This window comes from Terriglobia bacterium, from assembly GCA_035712365.1.
In the GTDB taxonomy this organism is placed as follows: Bacteria; Acidobacteriota; Terriglobia; order UBA7540; family UBA7540; genus SCRD01.
In genome coordinates, this window is sequence record DASTAW010000020.1 from 62,824 (window position 1) to 82,510 (window position 19,687).

Annotated in this window: 11 protein-coding genes; all 11 read left to right on the top strand. The window is 58.7% G+C overall.

The features are described from left to right. Positions 1 to 238: 238 nt before the first annotated feature. The 11 genes from VFQ24_05680 (at position 239) to VFQ24_05730 (ending at position 19,419) form a co-directional block, all read left to right on the top strand. Entirely contained in the window at positions 239 to 2,452 is a 2,214-nt protein-coding gene (locus VFQ24_05680) for a nitrite/sulfite reductase (protein ID HET9177832.1), read from the top strand. Between the two features lie 19 nt (positions 2,453 to 2,471). Continuing rightward, a complete protein-coding gene (locus VFQ24_05685; protein ID HET9177833.1) occupies positions 2,472 to 3,053 on the top strand; it encodes a hypothetical protein in 582 nt (193 codons plus the stop codon). A gap of 134 nt (positions 3,054 to 3,187) precedes the next feature. After that, on the top strand, positions 3,188 to 6,616 hold the full coding sequence (locus VFQ24_05690) for a TonB-dependent receptor (protein HET9177834.1): 3,429 nt from the start codon (positions 3,188 to 3,190) through the stop codon (positions 6,614 to 6,616). Between the two features lie 617 nt (positions 6,617 to 7,233). Next, positions 7,234 to 7,893, top strand: a complete 660-nt coding sequence (locus VFQ24_05695; protein HET9177835.1) for a response regulator transcription factor — start codon at positions 7,234 to 7,236, stop codon at positions 7,891 to 7,893. Between the two features lie 188 nt (positions 7,894 to 8,081). Beyond that, the gene (locus tag VFQ24_05700; GenBank protein HET9177836.1) at positions 8,082 to 8,462 is read left to right on the top strand and encodes a hypothetical protein; all 381 of its coding nucleotides are present in this window, start codon (positions 8,082 to 8,084) and stop codon (positions 8,460 to 8,462) included. Next, the gene (locus VFQ24_05705) at positions 8,459 to 12,076 is read left to right on the top strand and encodes an SLBB domain-containing protein (GenBank protein HET9177837.1); all 3,618 of its coding nucleotides are present in this window, start codon (positions 8,459 to 8,461) and stop codon (positions 12,074 to 12,076) included. The genes VFQ24_05700 and VFQ24_05705 overlap by 4 nt, the downstream gene beginning before the upstream one ends. A 32-nt stretch (positions 12,077 to 12,108) precedes the next feature. Then, positions 12,109 to 14,643, top strand: a complete 2,535-nt coding sequence (locus VFQ24_05710; GenBank protein HET9177838.1) for a capsule assembly Wzi family protein — start codon at positions 12,109 to 12,111, stop codon at positions 14,641 to 14,643. Between the two features lie 40 nt (positions 14,644 to 14,683). Next, on the top strand, positions 14,684 to 16,099 hold the full coding sequence (locus tag VFQ24_05715) for a GNVR domain-containing protein (GenBank protein ID HET9177839.1): 1,416 nt from the start codon (positions 14,684 to 14,686) through the stop codon (positions 16,097 to 16,099). A gap of 83 nt (positions 16,100 to 16,182) precedes the next feature. Then, positions 16,183 to 16,746 (top strand): UpxY family transcription antiterminator, encoded by a 564-nt coding sequence (locus VFQ24_05720; GenBank protein ID HET9177840.1) that lies wholly within the window; start codon positions 16,183 to 16,185, stop codon positions 16,744 to 16,746. Between the two features lie 196 nt (positions 16,747 to 16,942). Next, positions 16,943 to 17,929, top strand: a complete 987-nt coding sequence (locus VFQ24_05725; GenBank protein ID HET9177841.1) for a GDP-mannose 4,6-dehydratase — start codon at positions 16,943 to 16,945, stop codon at positions 17,927 to 17,929. Between the two features lie 32 nt (positions 17,930 to 17,961). Then, positions 17,962 to 19,419 carry a polysaccharide biosynthesis C-terminal domain-containing protein gene (locus VFQ24_05730; GenBank protein HET9177842.1) on the top strand — a complete coding sequence of 486 codons (1,458 nt, stop codon included), beginning with the start codon at positions 17,962 to 17,964 and terminating at the stop codon, positions 19,417 to 19,419. The last annotated feature ends 268 nt before the right edge of the window (positions 19,420 to 19,687 follow it).

Here is a 19,687-nt window from a genome sequence, read left to right on the forward strand (position 1 = left end):
CAAGGCGTGCTTCGTTAGAATAGCTTTTAGTCCTATGGGCAAGAGACTCCACAGCGGCGATTGCATGTGTTGTTGCACATCCGCGCCGGCGTGTGGTGGGTAATTTTAACCGTTATTTAGATCAGGAATAATACGAACCCACCGTCGGAACAAACACTGGCGGTGGGTTTTTGATTTTTGGAGCGGCGACACGATGAAAGTTTCGAATCCATTGTGGAGGGAGCGTCTGGAGGGAAGGATGCCGCCGGCGCTCGCGCGCGAGCTTGACATTTTCGAGGCCGAAATCAGCCTGAAGAAGCTAGGCAAGCTCGAAGACCGCGTATTTGCGGAAACGCGCCTGCGCAGAGGCGCCTACGGACAGCGCTATGACAACGGCGAGCGGCATGACGGGACGAAGGTCCAGCAGATGGCTTACGCCCGGCGCGAATTGACCAAAGGGCCGAACACGCTGTGGGACGCCCCAGGGATGCAGCGCATCAAGATTCCAGGCGGGGGCCTCGACGCCGCGCAGCTTGAAACTTTGGCTGATCTGGCCGAAGAATATTCCGACGGCATCGCACACATCACCACCCGCCAGGACGTACAACTGCACTACGTCCATATCGAGGATACGCCCTCGATCATGCGCAGGCTCGCCGCTGCCAACATCACGACGCGAGAGGCTTGTGGCAACTCCGTGCGGAACGTGACGGCCTGCCCGTACGCCGGCGTCTGCGAGGATGAAGTTTTTGACGTGACGCCATATTCCAAAGCGCTTTCAAGATTCCTTTTGGGGCATCCGGACACCCAGCAATTCGGCCGGAAGTTCAAGCCGTCATTCAGCGGCTGCTCGCAGCACGCCTGCGCTCTCGCCAATTTGCACGACATGGGCCTGGTGGCCGCAATACGTGTGGAGAACGGGGAAGAGAAGCGCGGCTTCGCCCTGTATGTAGGAGGAGGCCTTGGGGCCGTTCCTTATCAGGCAAAGCTGTTTGATCCGTTCGTCCCTCTGGAGGAGCTGCTGCCGCTGGCGCAGGCCATCTCGAGGGTGTTTGCACGGCTTGGAGAGAAGAAGAACCGCAGCCGCGCCCGCCTGAAGTTTCTGGTCCAGGATTTGGGAATCGAAAAATTCCGCGAACTAGTTCTGGAGGAGCGCAAGATATTGGAGCCGGACCCGCGATGGACGGGTTACATCACAGAAGCTGAGCAGTATAAGGAAGATCCCCTGAAGCCCGCGGGCAAGTTGCAGCAGCAGATCGGTTCAGAGACCTTCCAACGATGGCTGAAGACCAACATCCGGCCGCAGCGGCAGAAAGGTTATGTGGTTGCGACGGTTACGCTGCCGATCGGGGATATTACCGCGCGCCAACTGAGGGCGCTGGCGGATGTTGTGCGGCAATTCACAAAGGAAACCGTGAGGACAACGGTGGAGCAGAACATCGTCATCCGCTGGGTGAGTGAAAGCGACTTGCCTGAACTCCACCAGGCGCTCGATGCCGCCGGACTAGGATCTCCGGGCGCGGGAAGCATTGTTGACGTTGTCGCCTGCCCAGGAACCGACACGTGCAAGTTGGGCATATCCTCTTCACGGGGTCTCGCCGGCGAACTACGGAACCGCCTGATCGAAAAAAGCTATCAGTTGGATGAGGCGGTCAAGGACCTCCACATCAAGATCAGCGGCTGCTTCAACAGTTGCGGCCAGCACCACGTGGCGGACCTGGGATTCTATGGCGTCAGCCGCAAGATGTCGGGATACGCCGTGCCGCACTTCCAGGTGGTACTGGGCGGCGAATGGGCGCACAACGCAGGCTCCTATGGCTTGCCGGTGGTGGCCGTCCCGTCAAAGAATATTCCTGAAGTGGTGAGCCGCCTGACCGACCGCTACGTGGCGGGCCGGCAGAGCGGAGAGTGCTTCAAGGACTTTATCAAGCGGATCGGAAAGGCGGAGGTGAAGAAACTTCTTGAAGACCTGACGCGTCCGCCCGATGACGCGAGGGACCGCTCGTTTTTCAGGGACTGGGGCGACCCTCGCGAGTACACGCTGGGCGATATGGGTGTGGGCGAGTGCGCCGGCGAAGTGATTTCAGCCACCGACTTCGAACTGGCTGCGGCTGAAAGGCTCCTGTTCGAGGCGCAGGTGGCCTTCGAAAATGATGAGATTGAGCGTGCAGGCAAGGCTGCCTATCAGTCCATGCTTCGCGCCGCCAGGGCGCTGGTCAAGACCGAATTGCCCGGCATTCCCGATGACCCCGATCAGATAGTTTCTGAATTCCGCGGGCGGTTCTACGACACGCAAAGGTTCTTTGACACATACGCGGGCGGCAAGTTCGCTCAGTATCTGTTTGCCGCGCACGAGAGGGCTGGGGTTCCTTACACGGCCGACTCGGTGCGCCTTCTGATCGACGAGGCAGGGCTGTTCATCGAAGCCTCGCACAACTTCTCCAGCCGGGCAGAAGTACCGGCTGCGGTCTGAACGCAGAAAACCGGACCCGATGGAATTGCAGCACATCAACGTAAAGCTTCTGCTGAAAAAAGACCATGAGGAACTCGACCTCGCGCCCCTGATTCCGGTGTTTCATTCCTGGATACAGATGCAGGGTTGGGACGAATTGCTGCTGGACGTGGCCGACTACCGCCACGTTTTTGCTGGCCCCGGCGTCATCCTGATCGGACACGAGGCGAACTACAGCGTTGACAATACCGGCAACCGCCCGGGCATTCGTTACAATCGAAAGGCCGCATTGGAAGGCAGCAATCAGGACCGCCTGAGACAGGCCACGGCCGCCGCGCTCAAAGCCTGTCGCCGTTTTGAATCGGACCCGCGGCTGAACTCAGCCTTCCTCTTCAACGGCCAGGAGATCGAGATTTCAATCAATGACCGCCTGTTGGCCCCGAACAATCCGGAAACCCGGGAGGCCGTTCAGCCGGACCTTGCACCTCTGCTCCAGAAGTTGTTTGCGGGCGGGGGATATTCTCTCTCTTACGAAAATAGTCCGCGGAACCTGTTCTCAGTTTTAGTGACGTCCTCAGGCGCCTTCACGATCGAAGCATTGCTGCAAAATCTTTTAGATTAGGGCCATGGGAGATGCCTCTGGGACCCCGCTCAGGTGGCAACCAGCTACGTGGCGCCCGACCTGCCTAAGATTTCACTGAACATTTCAACGTAGGCTTTGGCTAAACGGCCGAACGCGAGTACAATACAAGTTCCATGTCCGGTTCAGTCAATTGCCTGATTCGTACCCTCTGCGGCGTGATGCTCTTGATCGTCGCGTTGTCGGCGCCTGGGTTTGCTCGCGCCTCCTGGAGCGGCGTTCTAAGCGACAGTGCTGGAAATCCTGTCGCTGGCGCGGTAGTCAGGCTGCACTCACCGAGTGGAAGGCTCGATTACTCCGCAGTCACATCTTCGGTTGGCGCCTTCATGCTTGGCGGCATTGAGGCGGGCAATTACCAGCTTGCGGCCAGCAAGGACGGCGAGACCTGGAGGACTTCGACTCCGGTTGCCATCAAGGACGGACTCAGTCTGACCGCCGGGTTGCGCCTCTCTTCTGTGAATCAGCAACTTCAGTTGATGGCTGGGGCCGAGGGTTCCTCCCAGCGGGCCACCGGGGGTGAGAACCTCTCCAGCAAGGAAGTCTCCAGCCTGCCCCTCAACGAACGGGACTTCAGTAAATTGCTGCTGCTGGCAGCCGGCACCATGACCGATACAAACGGAAGCGCCAACTTCACCCAGCAGTTTGCGGTGAACGGCCAGCGCGCCACCGCAACGGTTTTTGCGATGGACGGGATTGACACCACAGACCCCGAGATGGGCGGCGCAACCTTTCCCAACTTCAATGTCGATGCGATCCAGGAAGTGCAGCAGAGTTCCGGGGTGATGCCTGCGGAGATCGGCCACGGAGCTGCCAGCTTTACCAATGTGGTCACCAAATCCGGCGCCAACCAGATCCACGGCAGCGTCTTTGAGTTTGTCCGTAATTCGGCGTTCGACGCGCGGAACTTCTTTGACCGCCAGAACGCCATGGATCCGCGCCGCATTCCTCCTTTTACCCGCAATGAGTTTGGCTTTACGACGGGAGGGCCGATGGTCATTCCCGGGGTCTATAATGGACGAAACAAGACCTTCTTTTTCGGTGAGTATCAGGGGTTCCGGCAGGTGCTGGGCACCACACAAGTCTTTGCCGTCCCAACGGCGGCGGAACGCAATGGGATCGATACCACCGCATACGCTGGCGATACGCTGACGGTGCCCGTCAGCCCGGAAATTGTGCCGGTGCTGAACGGTTACCCGATGCCGAACGATCCGCAGGGCGCCTATGGGGCCAGGACATACGCAGCGTCTTCTAAAGTTTTTACAGGAACGGACCAGTTTTCAATTCGCGTCGATCATCGCATTTCGGCTGAATCGTCCCTGTTCATGCGCTTCAGCTATAACCAGATCACCGGCCCGGTAACCAACCCTGATCAGACGGCCATCGACCCCAGTTTCGGCATCCAGTATTTCGATCACCAGCGGAATGCGGGCTTGAAATATTCTCGGACCTGGTCACCTCATCTGACCTCTGTTACTTCAATTGGCTATACTCGGAGCACGCCCTTCTTTCCCGCCAGTAACCATTCCCAGCCCGCCATTACCTTCAGCGACGGCCTTTATGAATCTTACAATTCTGCTGATGGGTCCATCACGGGTTCCTTCGGAAATCTCTTGCAGTTTAAGCATGACATGGCCGACATCCAGGGCAACCACACGTTCAAGTGGGGCATGGAGATCCGTGTAAACAGGGACGCCACAATTTGGGGCCTGAATCCCAACGGCCTGTATACTTTCGGCGGTGGGACCGCATACTCGCCCGTCGCCATTTCATCGGCAAGCGGGCAGCATGATGTGCAACCGGGAGACCCATTACCGGATACGCTGGCAGGTTTTCTGACCGCGTCGCCCTATTTGTATACTGTCAGTGCAATTTCAGACATAACTCCGGGCGGCGATCGTTTTGATGAGGCGGGCGTGCGGCGTCAGGCATACAACTTTTACTTCCAGGACAGTTGGAGAGCAACGTCGCGCCTGGCGGTTGATTATGGCCTGAGGTACGAGGCAAATAGCCGCATCGCAGAAGTGCACAAGCGGACTTCGTTGCCTCTTATCGTAGGGCAGAACGGCTCCAGCGTGCCTTTTTGGGCCCCTGGAGCGAAACAGAACTTCGTTGTGAATCCACAACCTCCCTACACCAGAGATTTGAGTGGCTGGGGACCACGCCTATCCGTAGATTATCGTCTGAACGATCATACGACGCTGCACGCGGGTGGAGCAATCAATACGCTGCTGACGAACCTGTGGCAGGACAACTTCATGACTGGAAACATCCCATACCTGTTCACTCCTTATGCTTCCGCTGCTCCGGGTATTCCCGTGCCATTCAGCAACTCGATAGTGCACGTACAGCTCCCGCCGGTTTACACTCCTGGCGGTCAGCCCGTGTTTCCGACGGGTAACACTGCTGACGTCCCCCCCAACACGGCAATCGATATTCAGCGGTTCCAGAATGATCTGGCTGCGCTGACGCCGGGAAATCAGATCCAGGCTCTCTCAACTTTTGGCGTCGCCAAGGATTTTCGCAATGGCTATATCGAAAGTTACACCGCCGGGCTGGACCATGACTTCGGGTCTTTCAAACTCAGCGCCAACTATGTGGCCACTGCCGGAGTGCACCTCGCGAGTATTTTTTCTCCGAATAGTTACAGCGGCGCTTCCCCGGACTTCGCACCGTTTACCCAGTTCAACTCCGCGGGCCAGGTAACGGGAGGCTTCGGGTCCGAAAGTTTGATGACCACACGGTCGCATTCCACCTATCACTCATTCCAGACCAGCCTGAGCAAGAACTCTGCCGAGTGGGGTTTGGGATTCCAGGCCAGTTATACTTTCTCCAAGTCGCTCGATGACACGAGTTCGGCCCTGGGGAACCTTTCCGGAGGGCCTGGAGTCGTTCTTCAGACCTTGCCGCAAAACCCCTGGAATCCCGGAGCAGACAAAGGTCCCTCCTATTATGACGTGACCCAAGTCTTTGCCCTAAGCCTCATTCAGGCGCTTCCCTTCAATCGCATCAGCTTCCTGAGGCCGTTGGGGAAATCCGTAACTGAGGGATGGCAGTTCCTGAACATTACAACTCTGATGACGGGACTGCCATTCACGGTTTACTCCGGCATTGAACAGACGGGGGCAGGTACGTCGGGCGCAGACCGGCCGGACCAGATTGCTCAACCCAGCTTTTCAACCAGCCGCGCCGTTCGGGAAGACTATTTTGGACTTGGCACGCGCAACGCCTCCTTCTTTACGACGCCGATCCACGTGGCGGGAGGTACTGGCCCCAACCAGGGGGTCTTCGGGACCCTTGGCCGTAATACGTTCCGTGGACCTCAGTACCACAACCTCGACGTTGCCTTGATCAAGGACACATCTTTTGGAAGGCGGGGCGCCGGGGAGTTGGGTATTCTGCAATTCCGTGCGGAATTCTTCAATGCTCCCAATCTGGTGAATTTTGGCACCCCTTCCAATGTGCTGAGGGGCAGCGGTTTTGGTATTGTCAGCAAGACGGCCGGGACCTCTCGACAGATCCAGTTTTCGCTACGTTTGATCTACTGATTTTCCGCTGCTTTGTCGCGCTTGTCCCTTAAACTGACTGCACGGCGATTGCGAAACGGCGACTGCGTTTACAATTAAAATAACCTCCCTGCGCTCCCGTCCTGGCTGTATTGCCTCTAAAGCCCAGGCCAGTTCCTGGCGATCAGGAACTTTTGGGGAAGATACTCTCCCGTGGCCGCACAAACGCTACTACTCAGGTATTGGTGTGATTTCGACCAGTTTTGCTGAGGAGGAAGGCGAAGAGCAAATAGCCCAGCCGGCAGCTATACCTTCTGGCTTCAACTGGAAGTTACGTCACCGTTTTTCTGAGCATTTTTTACACGCCTGCTACTATTACTTGATTTCAACCAAATAACGATATGCAATAACTGGTATTTACCGCCTAGGTAATTTCCCTTGACGCAGCATTTGGTCTGTGCGTATATTGGACACAATGAGACCGCGCGCGACCATTGTGACGGGCCCTGGTTTGGGAGGGGGAATCACGTCGATAGACTGATCGCCCCGGATCACGGGTCCGACATGCATTCGCGCAAGTGCCGGGGATTTGAGTCGGGGCGACCTGTACAACCGCTGTTGAGTCGACCGTAGCGAAGACGAAACAGGATAGGGGACAAGTGAACGCCCAAGTGAACATTTTCCTTCTCGCACAAAACCGCCTGCTTCTTGAAGCTCTCGCAAGAATCCTTCGGAAAAAGGCTGAGTTTTCGGTTATTCATGCAGGCGCCTACTCTCCGGAATGTGTCAGGATCATGAATGGCTCGGATTGTGAAGTGTTGTTGCTCGACTCTTCGGTAACGGATGCGTTCGGGTTTCAGGTGATCCAGGACACTTTGGGAGGGACGGACGGCCTGAAAGCCTTAATGATCGGGATGGAAGAAGATGAAGAAACGTTTCTGAAAGCGGTGAGTGCCGGAGCAGCCGGCTACGTTCTCAAAGACGCCTCGGCGATGGATGTCGTGGCGGCGATCCGAGCTGTTGCGAGGGACGAGGCGGTATGTCCTCCGCGGCTTTGTCGGTCCCTTTTCCGCTACGTCGCCGGCACGTGTACCAGCTTGCCCAACATGAGGGTGAAGACGCAACTGGGGTTGACTCGCCGCCAGCAACAACTGGTGCCTTTGCTTGCACAAGGACTTACGAATAAAGAGATCGCGGTGCAACTTAACCTTTCCGAACAAACGATCAAAAACCACATCCATCGAATGCTGCAAAAAGTGGGGGCAGACGATCGCCTTTCCGTGGTGGAGTTGGTCAAAGCCAATCAGGTTTTCTTATAGAAAATAACTCGTACATTTTCTGCCGTCGGGGTAATCCCCTAGGGTTAGACCTAGGCCGAAATTGGTACTCTCGTGGTGCTAAGTACCATTAACGGTCTAAGGAGCTTGGTCCTCAGTCCTGACCTCTCCTTTGTACCTTTTCTCCGAAGTGGCCATGCCGATAGCCTATTAGGATGATCAGAAGCCGCATGACACGAAATGTGCGTGTGCTTGTCGCCAACCGGCCCAGGCTGATTCGAGAACTTATCCTGGCGACCATCGCAGACCAACCGGATATAGAAGTCGTTGGAGAAGTGCAGAATGAAGCCGACATCCTGGGGGCGGTGGAGCAGCAGCAGCCGGATTTCCTGATTGTGGCCCTGGATAACCCCGGCTCTCGTCCGCCCGTTTGTGACGTACTTCTCGAAAAGTTCCCCAACATGAAAATTCTTGCTCTGGCGCCGGAGCACAATAGCAGCATTTTCTACTGGGCCTCTATCGATATCCATTCCTTCGATGTGGAAGCTTCTGAAGAAGGACTTCTGGCCGTCCTCAGGGGCCCGGGACGGCGGGCAGGAGGCTACCAGTGAGTGTCCGCTTCAGAATCAGGCAATTGGTATTGGACCGCTACCCGCGATTCGCCGGGAGCGCGGCGCTGCTGGCGCTGAGCGTTTTGTTAATGTGCCCGGCCTTGATCGCGCAGCAAAAGCAGGACGCGCCACAGCGCACGCAGCAGGACGGGCAACCCGAACAGGCCGTCGAAGCAACGCCTTTGTCCGCTCTTGCCCGCCAAAACCTGGATTACGTGGCTGCGTCCGCCCCTGACATCGAAAAGGTGCTGGAAGGACAACCGGGGCTTCTGGTGGAACTGCAGCACTGGATCGCGCGTGATGCCGCCGACCACGGCCAGATGGTAGATGAACAACAGATGAGCAAGGAGGGAATCTACGAGCGCCTTGACACTGACCTTAAGTTCCGCGCGGTAGCCACCCTCATGTTGCAGAGTTACGGCTATCTGACGCCGGAGGTCAACCCCAATTCGAAAATTGGCCGGGAGCAGCAGCTTCAATTCGCGGCGGCAGAAAGGCGGTTGGAGCTGATGCCCACCCAGCAGGTCCCGACTGGTTACACGTTTCCGGGCCAGACTTATCCCGCCTACCAGCAAGTTCCGCCCGGCAACCAGCAAAGGGAAATGATCCTGCAACCCCAGCAGGCGCCTGCCCTCCCCCAGTGGGGTCCCATACTCCGCTCACCGCAGGGCCAACCCGGCTTGAACAACCCGGACAACCAGCTTTTGAACATGCGCCAGGCCAACCAGACTCTGGACCTGCAATCGAACCCGAACTCCCTCGGCGCGATGGGCACTACGCTGCCGCTGGGTTCTTTGAATGCGATTAATATGGGAGACCAGAGCAGCCTCGGCGGTTTGGAGGACCTGGGCGGGGTGGGCGGCGTCTCCGGTTACGGACAGGACTCAAGCGGCCTTGCAGCGTTTGCGAATTACCCGTCGCTGTCCACGATGCAGCAGCCTGGGGGCAGCTTCGGACGCATGCAAATGGGGCAGGAATTCGGCGGACCGTCGATGATGCAGGCGACGGTACCCGGGGAGAGATCTCCGTCACGTCTCCTGCGGCCTTCCCCGGATGACCGCCAAACGGAGCAAACCTACCAGCAGGAAGCTCCGCAACCGCAAGTTGTCCACCGCGCGAATCCCTATTCGGACATTCCCTCGCTCTACGACCTTTATGAACAGGTGTCCCCTCATTCTCCGAAGCTTCAGCGCTTCGGTCTGGACGTATTCGAAAACGCCCCCGCACGGGATACGGGAGAGCTTCCCATGGACCTGCCCGCCGGACCGGGTTACGTGGTGGGTCCGGGAGATGCCTTGACCATCAATACGTGGGGCAGCGTGTCGTCGCGCGTGTATCGCGTGGTGGACCGCGAAGGCCGCGTGACGCTGCCGGAGGTCGGACCGCTCATGGTGAGTGGAGAAACCATGAGCGCCGTGCAGCAGAGAGTGCAGCAGGCGCTGCGAACGCAGTTTCGAGACGTCTCTGCCGACGTCAGCCTGGTGAGGCTCCGCACCGTTCGCGTCTATGTGGTGGGCGAAGTCAAAAACCCGGGCGCGTATGACATCAGTTCGCTCTCGACGCCGTTGAACGCGCTGATTGCCGCCGGCGGGCCGGTGAAAGACGGTTCACTGCGAATGGTCAAACATTACCGCGGCAAGGAACTCGTCCAGACCGTGGACCTCTACGACCTGCTATTGCACGGAGTGCGCTCAGACCTCGAAAGGCTGGAGAACGGCGACACAATTCTCGTGCCGCCAGTGGGTCCGGAAGTTACTGTGGAGGGCACCGTCCGTCGCCCGGCCATCTATGAGCTCCACGGAGAAGCGACGCTGGCCCAGGTGCTTCAATTGGCCGGCGGGATTCTTCCCACCGCGACTCTGCGCCACATCGAGGTCCAGCGCGTGGAAGCCCACGAGAAGCGGACGATGCTGAGCCTTAATATCCAGAACCCGAAAGGCTCGGAGGAGATTAACCAGAAGCTCGAATCCTTCGGCATTCATGACGGCGACGTCGTCCGCATTTTCCCCATAGCGCCCTACAACGAGGACGCGGTTTATCTTGAAGGGCACGTACTGCGCCCCGGACGCTACTCCTTTCACCCCGGAATGCGGCTGAGCGATTTGGTTTCGTCTTATTCGGACCTGCTGCCCGAGCCCGCGACACATTACGCCGAAATCATCCGCTTGCGGGCGCCGGACTACTCTCCAAGCGTCGAAAGTTTTGATCTGTCCGAAGCCCTGGCTCATCCCGAATCTTCTCCGAAGCTGGACCCGCTCGATACGGTGAGGATCTTCAGCCGGTTCGATTTTAATTTTGCCCCGACCGTAACAGTGGGCGGCGACGTGCGCAATCCCGGGACGTACCGGACCTCGGGAGTGGTTCGCGTAAGGGACGCCATTTATCAGGCGGGCGGCGTTTCTCCGGACGCCTCTCTCGGCTCCGCTCAACTGGTTCGCAATCTGCCTGACGGCAAGCTGGAAATCAGGAGCCTCAACTTGCAGGAAGCGCTCGAAGGAGAGCCGAGCCAAAACGTGCTGCTCGAGTCGCGTGACCGCATCATGGTCCAACGGAATCCCCTGAGGGCCGACCCTCCCAGCGTTTACGTGGAAGGCGAAGTTGTGCGGCCTGGGCGTTTTCCGTTGACGGCAAACCTCAGAATCAGTGATCTGGTTGGACTGGCGGGCGGATTAAAGCGGAGCGCCGACCGCCAAACGGCCGATTTGACCCGGTACGCTGCTGGTAGCTCCGGGGCCGGAACAGACCAGCATCAGGAGATCAACCTGGAAGCGGCACTGAGCGGAACCAATGGACGGGACCCTGTGTTAAAGGACGGCGATTTGTTGACCGTCAAGGAGATTCCTGCCTGGAAGGACATCGGGGCGTCAATCACGATCCGGGGTGAGGTCAGACACCCTGGAACTTACGGGATCGCTCCCGGCGAGCGGCTCAGTTCAGTGCTGGAGCGGGCGGGCGGGTTCCTGCCGACAGCATATCCAACCGCTGCCATTCTTGAACGGATTTCAGTGAAGCAACTGCAGGAGAAGAGCCGGAATGAACTCATCCAGCAGGTCGAGCAAAGCGCCACCAACGTGAAGGTGTCAATAAATTCCACCGCCTCGGAGGCGGCGGCTTTGCAAAGCGCCGCACTACAACAGCAGCAGCAGGTCCTCGCCGCCTTAAAAAATGCTCCAGTTACAGGCCGCCTCGTCATTCATCTGAGGACAGATCTAAAAGCGTTTGCAAATTCTCAGGACGACGTCCAGGTGCAGGCTGGCGATACTTTGATGATTCCCAAGCGTCCCGACTTCGTAGTCGTGACGGGTCAGGTGTACAACTCAAACGCTATCACTTACGAGCCTGATCGGACGGCGGGTTGGTATCTGAGGCGCGCAGGGGGCGCCACCGACCTGGGGAATAAGGGCGCGATCTTCGTTGTGCGGTCCGATGGGTCCGTGGTGAGCGGCAGTGGGAACGGCTGGTGGCGCGGTGATGTCCTGTCGGCGCGCGTCGGCCCAGGTGACACAATCGTCGTCCCCGAAAAGCCCATCGGTGGTTCACTGTTCTGGAAGAACCTGCTTCAAATCAGCCAGGTGGCGTCTTCGACAGCAATCGTCGCCGCGCTGATTCCCTAGTGAGGAAAATTGGAGCGCCTTTGCAGAAGCTGATGATGCTTATATGTGCCATTGCGACGATTTCCGTTCCGGGTCCTGCACAGACCAGTCCTGGAAGCGCAGGAGCAGCGGTCCCGAGCGTGACGCCTGTCCGCCGTCCGCACCGGCAGGTTGATTGGTGGGGACATCACAAGAAAAAAGACGGACAGCCAGTTCCAGACTCGACCGAATACCAGAATGGCCTGGGGCTTCCCCTGGTGAAACACATGGCCGGCGACCAGAAAGCCATCTGGACCAGCCCCTTTCATGTTCGCTTGCGCGATGCTGACTGGCTGGTGCCGCTTGGGGGACTGGCGGCTGCGCTATTTGTTACCGACACTGACGTCAGCCGGCATCTTTCGACCGATCCCACACGGATCAGCAACAGCCGGACATTCTCCAATATGGGAGCTGCTACGCTGCTCGGCGGAGCGGGCGGGCTTTACCTGTTGGGAAAGCTCCGCCACAACGAGCACATGCGCGAAACGGGCCTGTTGAGCGGTGAGGCCGTCATCGGCAGTTTATTGGCCACAACTGCTATCAAAAGCGCTGCCGGCCGTGAGCGCCCTTACGTCGCCAATGCCGAAGGGAGTTTCCGGCAAGGCGGAAATTCGTTTCCTTCGGAGCACGCGACGGCTGCGTGGGCGACGGCGGGCGTCCTGGCGCATGAATATCCTGGCCCGCTGACCAGATTGTTTGCCTACGGCCTGGCGTCGGCCATCAGCGCTTCCCGTGTGACAGGCAAAGAGCACTTTCCGTCGGACGTGCTGGTGGGCAGCGTTCTCGGCTACCTGATTGCCCAGCACGTTTATCATGCGCACCATGATCCCGCAATCTGGGGCGGAAGCTGGCAGATGCCGAGCCGCGATGGCGATGCAGAACGTTTCCGTGATCCAGGACACATGGGTTCACCCTACGTGCCACTGGACAGTTGGGTGTATCCGGCATTCGCGCGGCTGGAAGCGAGGGGATACGTGCAGACGGCCATGCTCGGCATGCGGCCATGGACGCGGCTTGAATGCGCGCGTCTGGTGCAAGAGGCGGCTGACACCCAGAGTGCACAGGAAAATGACCGGCCCGTACTGGACCGCCTGATCAATAGCCTTGAAGCAGAATTTGCACCGGACCTCGTCCTGCTGGGCGGTGGCCGCAACCTGAGCGCCGAGTTCGAGTCGGTCTATACACGGTTCAGTGGGATTTCGGGCCAGCCGCTCACCGACGGTTACCACTTTGGCCAGACGATCACCAATGACTTCGGCCGGCCGTATGGCGAGGGATTCAACAGCGTGACGGGAGTCTCGGGTTGGGCTTCTTCGGGGCCCTTCACGGCCTATCTGAGGGGCGAATACCAACATGCTCCGGCGGGTCCGACACTTCCGCTGTCGGCGCGGCAGTTCATCCAAAGCGCTGATTATGGTCTCCCGCTACCGCCATCCCAGTTCTCGCCTTCCGTGGATCGTTTCCACGCCATGGACGCCTACGTAGCGATGAACATCGAGGACTGGCAGCTCTCGTTTGGAAAGCAGAGTCTCTGGTGGGGACCCGCCGAGGGCGGCTCGATGATGTTCAGCGATAACGCCGCGCCGATGGTCATGCTGAGATTGAGCAGGGTCACTCCGTTCAAGCTGCCGAGCATTTTCGGGTGGCTGGGCCCCATGCGGGCGGAGCTGTTTGTCGGACGGCTCAGCGGCCAGGAATTTGTTTATGGCGCACCAACTGGACTGATTGGCGAGTGGGGCAAAGCGCTTTCAGACCAGCCCATGATTCATGGGGAACGGATCAGCTTTAAGCCGACACCCAACCTGGAGTTCGGGTTTTCAAGCACAGCACTGTTTGCGGGCGCCGGGGTGCCGTTTACCGCGAAAACATTCTTACGCAGCGTGTTCTCGACCGGCAACGGCACACCGGGGTGCTTTGAGATCAGCGCGGTTTGCCCTCGAATTGATCCGGGTGACAGGAGGTCGGGATTTGATATGACCTACCGCCTTCCGGGCCTGAGGAACTGGGTTACGTTCTACACGGATTCGTTTACGGACGATGAAATTTCGCCGGTCGCCTATTTTGACCGGTCGGCAAACAGTGCTGGACTGTATTTTCCCCATCTGCCGAAGTTGCCGAAGATTGATCTACGCCTTGAAGGCATTTATACCGACAATCCGATTGGTAATGCGACGAACAACCTCTGCTGCGGGTTCTATTATTCCAACACCCGCTATCGGAACGGTTATACGAATGATGGCAACCTCATCGGAAGCTGGGTTGGGCGTGATGGACAGGGCGAGCAAGCCTGGTTGACTTATTGGCACAGCCCGCGCAGTTACCTTCGGTTCCGCTACCGACACCAGCAAGTGAGTCACCAGTTTGTTCCTTACGGTGGAAAAGTGGATGACGGCGGGGTCGAAGCCAGTTTCTGGCTGGGACGGGAACTTAGCGTCTCGGCATCCCTGCAGTATGAGAAGTGGGACTTTCCGGTGCTGCGGCCGGGGCCGACCTCAAATTTCACCTCTTCGGTCCAGTTCACTTACTGGCCGCGCTGGCGGGTGCATTGAACAGAAGTGTCGATGCCCAGGCTTTTGAAGGGAGTCGTGCTTGAGCGATCGCCGGACTGAAACGGCCCTGAGTCGCGAGCGGACTTACGTTCCGGAAGAACTCGTCATCGAGGCCATTGATGAAGTGGCGATGCGGGAGGCGCGCGAGCGCACGGCAGCCCGTGTGCGGCTGCTCTGGAACACCCGTCGCTTCGTGGCTCGGGCAGCAATCGCGGGGCTCGTGGTCGCTACGGCGGTCGCATTTCTGATCCCAAACAGATACCAGTCTACCGCCCAACTGATGCCTCCTGATCAGTCAATGACTTCCGGGACCGCGATGCTCACCGCCCTGAGCTCCCGGGTGGGCGAAGACCTGGCGGGGCTGGCGGAAAACGCGATGGGGATGAAAACCAACGGCGCCCTGTTTATCGGAATTCTGAAAAGCGATACGGTCAAGGACGACCTGATCCGAAAATTCAACTTGCAAAAACTTTACGGTAATCGCTACATCGAGTCCGCACGAAAAAAATTGGCGTCAAAGACGGACATCTCTGAGGATCGGCAAAGCGGAATCATCACCATCAGCGTCACCGATCACGACCCGAAGCGGGCAGAGGCGATGGCGCAGGAATATGTCGATCAACTGAACTGGGTGGTGACCCACTTGAGCACTTCTTCTGCACACCGCGAGCGAGTCTTCCTCGACCAGCGTCTGACCCAGGTAAAGGCTGACCTTGAAGACGCCGAAAAGAACTTCAGCCAGTTTGCGAGCCAGAAGGGCGCCATTGATGTTCCAGCCCAGGGCAGGGCAATGGTGGTGTCGGCGGCCAGCCTGCAGGGACAGTTGATTGCTGCCGAGTCAGAACTGCAGGGCCTGAAGCAGATTTATACGGACAGCAACGTGCGAGTGCGGGCCGCGCAGGCGCGAGTCAATGAGCTGCGTGACTCTCTGCGGAACATCGCAGGCAAAGGCGCCAACGAGACCAGTTCAGCCGGACAACTCTACCCGTCGCTCCGCGAACTGCCGCTGCTCGGGGTGACGTATGCCGACCTGCTGCGCCGCGCCAAAGTGCAGGAGGCCATCTTTGAGACCCTGACCAAACAGGACGAACTGGCGAAGGTGCAGGAGGCCAAAGAAATCCCGAGTGTCAAGGTGCTGGACCAGCCCCAGGTGCCCCAGAGAAGATCGTTTCCTCCTCACCTGCTGATTATGGTGCTTGGGCTGGTGTTGGCCGCCATCGGCGCCATCGCCTCGGTCCTTGCAGGGGCGGTCTGGCAGGCAACTCCTTCGAACGACCCGCGTAAAGCGGTGGCGATTGAGGTTTGGTCTTCCGTTCGTGGCAGCCTGCCGTGGAACTCTGGAAATGGTTCGCTGCCGAGTATGTCAACGGATTGGGTGCGGCGAAAATTTCGCCGGAAAGCAAACGCGCCTCCGGGCGAAGGCGAGCCCGAAGACGCACAAGCAAAAAGAAATTAGTGCTGCAGTTGCACCACACCAATTGGAACAGGGTTAGGTCACAGAAACCCAGCGAAGTGACGGGGCGGAGCTACAAGGCAATTATGGCGGCAGGCATATCGCAACGGCTACGCGGGCACCCCTTTGCAGAAGGCGAAGCGACGCCAGCCGAAAGCTTCAGGACATCTTGGTACGCGGTGTACACGCGCTCGAGGCACGAGAAGTCGGTCGCCGAACAACTGCACGGCAAAGGCGTGGAGACGTTTCTCCCGCTCTATCAAACCGTACGGCGCTGGAAAAACGGGGAGCATAGAGTGGAACTCCCGCTGTTTCCCGGCTACGCGTTTGCTCGCTTCTCGCTGGCAGACCGGCTACCGGTTCTTAAGGTTCCGGGAGTGGTGCGGCTGGTGGGATTCAATGGCGTTCCTGCGGCGCTCGAAGACCGGGAAGTTGAGGACCTGCGGCAAGCGCTCGCTGCAGGTGTTGCTGCCTGGCCGCATCCGTATTTGACCGAGGGATCTCGGGTCCGCATCACGGCAGGTCCGTTGGCGGGCCGGCAGGGGATACTCGTGCGACGGCAGGGTACGGTTAGAGTGGTGCTGTCAATCGACCTGATCCAGCGGTCGGTGTTGGTTGATGTTGCCGCCGATTCGTTGGAGCGTGCCTGAGCGCAAGATTTACACGCTGTGTCAGAAACAGACATAAACCAATGAACAGCTCAAAAGGCGTATCTGGAAGTAAAGCATTATCAGCGATTTACAAATTATACAAAAGCTGGGGGGAAAAGTCCCATACGTCCCATTTTGAGGGGCGCGGACACTCGATAGCCTACATATCGAGGCTTAATTCACTTCAGGAGGAACAATGCGAGCGTTGATCACCGGCATCACAGGGCAGGACGGGTCCTACATGGCCGAGCTGCTGCTGGACAAGGGGTATGAGGTGTACGGCCTAGTGCGGCGGAGCAGCGTTGAGAAGTTCGACCGGATCGGGCCGATGGTTGAGCGGCTGCAACTGGTGGAGGGCGATCTCACGGACCAGTCGTCGCTCGACAACCTGGTGCGGGAAATCCAGCCGGACGAGGTCTACAACCTGGCCGCGCAGAGTTTCGTTCCGACGTCGTGGACGCAGCCGGTGCTGACCGGCGACGTCACGGGCCTCGGCGTGCTGCGGATGCTCGAGGCGCTGCACAAGCATTGCCCAAAGGCGAAATTTCTGCAAGCGTCGAGCTCGGAGATGTTCGGCAAGGTCCACGAAACGCCGCAAACAGAAAGAACGCGATTCTATCCGCGCAGCCCGTACGGCGCGGCAAAAGTCTTCGGCCACCAGATCACCATCAATTACCGCGAAAGTTATGGGATGTTCGCCTGCGCCAGCATCTGCTTCAACCATGAATCGCCCCGTCGCGGCCTGGAGTTCGTCACGCGCAAGGTCACCTATCAGGTAGCGCGCATCAAGTGCGGGCTGGCGCGGCGGCTGCGGATGGGCAACATGGACGCGCAGCGCGACTGGGGCTTTGCCGGCGATTACGTGCAGGCCATGTGGCTTACGCTCCAGCAGCCGGAGCCCTGCGATTTCGTCATCGCCACCGGGGAAACTCACAGCGTGCAGGAACTGGTGGAAATCGCCTTCTCGACCGCCGGGCTCGACTGGCAGGAGTACGTGGAAATTGATCCCAAGTTTCTGCGGCCGGCCGAGGTCGATCATCTCTGCGGCAACGCGGCCCTGGCCCGCGAAAAGCTGGGCTGGGAACCGCAGGTCGGCTTCGAGGAACTCATCCGCATGATGGTTGAGTCGGATTTGCAACTGGTGCGCAGTCAGGCACCCTCAACTGCTGCTTCCGTAGTGTAATCGTGCGGGATTCGGGAGAAGGGCAGGCCCGAGTGAGTGTTTCTGAAAGTAATATCGAGGTGGTTGCAAATTCGTCGGCGCGGGATCCGAAATTCAGGGATGCCGCTCTCCTAACTGTTTCACAATTCGCTCGCCTCGGGCTGAGGTTAATCTTCATGCTGGCGGCGGCGCGAGCGCTCGGGCCAGATCGCTTCGGCGTGTATGTCCTGGTTCTTGCTGTACTGGAAATGGTTGCCGTGGCGGGAGGCGCCGGCTTCGTCGATTTCCTTACCCGCGAGACGGCAAAAGATGAGGGTCTCGGCTGGCGCGCGGGAATCCAGTTAATCCTTCTGCGATCCTCGTATGCGGCTCCTCTGGCTATGGCCGCGCTCGGCGTGCTGTGGCTCCTCGGGTATCCCGGTGCGGTCCTGTCGTGGGCAGCCGTAATGTTTGCAACGCTCATCCCGCGGGCCGCAAGCGAGTGTGTTCAGGGGGTGCTTCGAGGCGTCTGTCGTTACGGGTCTTTTCTGCTCATCGATCTCACGGTGGGAGTTGTACTGGTAGCTGGTGGCGGCTGGCTGCTGGTCCGAGGGAGCGGCGGCGTCAGTTTCGTGGTGGGAACGGAGCTGATGGCGGCAATTGCCGCCGCAATGCTGGCGCTGACATTCTTGGTTGTGACGGGCAAGGCGCAGCGGAAATGGTTGTCGTGGCGTGGGCTCGTGACGAAGACGCTCGTTTTCAACTACTACCCGCTGGCCACGACGATGTACGACAGAATCGATGTTGTCTTGCTGTCAAAGCTGGCCGGCGATTTTGCAACGGGCATCTACGGCCTTGCCTATCGGGCCTTGAGCGCGCTGCGGTTGATCCCCTACGGGGTGCTATTCAGCATCCTCCCAAGCCTGTCTCGCGATACGTGGGGCGCAGCCGAAAAACAACGGCTGGAACGGGCCATGGGGCTGCTGCTGAGTGTCGGGTATTTGGCGGTGCTTGGGACGGTGGCCTTTGCCGGGCCGGCAGTGGATATGCTGCTTGGGCCGCGCTATGCCGGGTCGGCGCTGGCGATCGAGATCCTGATCTGGGCCATCGTTCCCATGTACATCAACTTCGCGTTGAATACGGGATTGCTAGCCACAAGCCGCGAGAAGGTGTTTACGTCCACCTCGTCGGTGTGCCTTGCGGTGAACCTTATTTCCAATCTGGTCCTGATTCCGTTTTTCTCCTGGAAGGGAGCGGCGGCGGCCACACTTGTCACCGAGGCGACCCTGTTGCTCCAGAACATTTTCTGGATTCGCAAAACCATGGGGTCCGTGCCTGTGCCTTCGCACGCTGTGCGCACCACGTTCGCCTTTCTGGTGCTCCTGGCGGCTCTGCTGGTGGGCGGGCATTTTGCGCCTCCACTTCTGGTCGGAACGATGTGTGTGCTTGCCTTTCTGGCCTACCTTTACCAGGCGCAGGCGCTCTGCCAGTTTGCGGCAACTTGGAGGCAGGAGCGAGGCAGCCCGGCTTAGGCCGTTCGGATGGCTGGGCAGGCGAGCTTTAGTTGTCCTCGTTTACTTTGGGGATTCCCCCGGGATTGCAGTGGTTCAAGGCAGGAAACTTGCAATCGCATCTTGACGGTAGAGTGCCTTACACATGGTTCGGTCGCGTCCCTGAGTGGACTTTCCCGGCATTGCTCGGCCTGGCTGCGGGTGTCTCCGCGGCTCTCTTCGTCACAGCTCACTGGACCGTAGCGGTGGCGGGAGCGATCCTTGTCTTGGCCCTTTCCGCAGTCGGGTG

Excerpts from the sequence above, each read along its gene's own strand:
- VFQ24_05680 (HET9177832.1), top strand. The coding sequence starts at position 239 with ATGCCGCCGGCGCTCGCGCGCGAGCTTGACATTTTCGAGGCCGAAATC.
- VFQ24_05685 (HET9177833.1), top strand. The coding sequence starts at position 2,472 with ATGGAATTGCAGCACATCAACGTAAAGCTTCTGCTGAAAAAAGACCAT.
- VFQ24_05690 (HET9177834.1), top strand. The coding sequence starts at position 3,188 with ATGTCCGGTTCAGTCAATTGCCTGATTCGTACCCTCTGCGGCGTGATG.
- VFQ24_05700 (HET9177836.1), top strand. The coding sequence starts at position 8,082 with ATGACACGAAATGTGCGTGTGCTTGTCGCCAACCGGCCCAGGCTGATT.
- VFQ24_05710 (HET9177838.1), top strand. The coding sequence starts at position 12,109 with ATGATGCTTATATGTGCCATTGCGACGATTTCCGTTCCGGGTCCTGCA.
- VFQ24_05720 (HET9177840.1), top strand. The coding sequence starts at position 16,183 with ATGGCGGCAGGCATATCGCAACGGCTACGCGGGCACCCCTTTGCAGAA.
- VFQ24_05725 (HET9177841.1), top strand. The coding sequence starts at position 16,943 with ATGCGAGCGTTGATCACCGGCATCACAGGGCAGGACGGGTCCTACATG.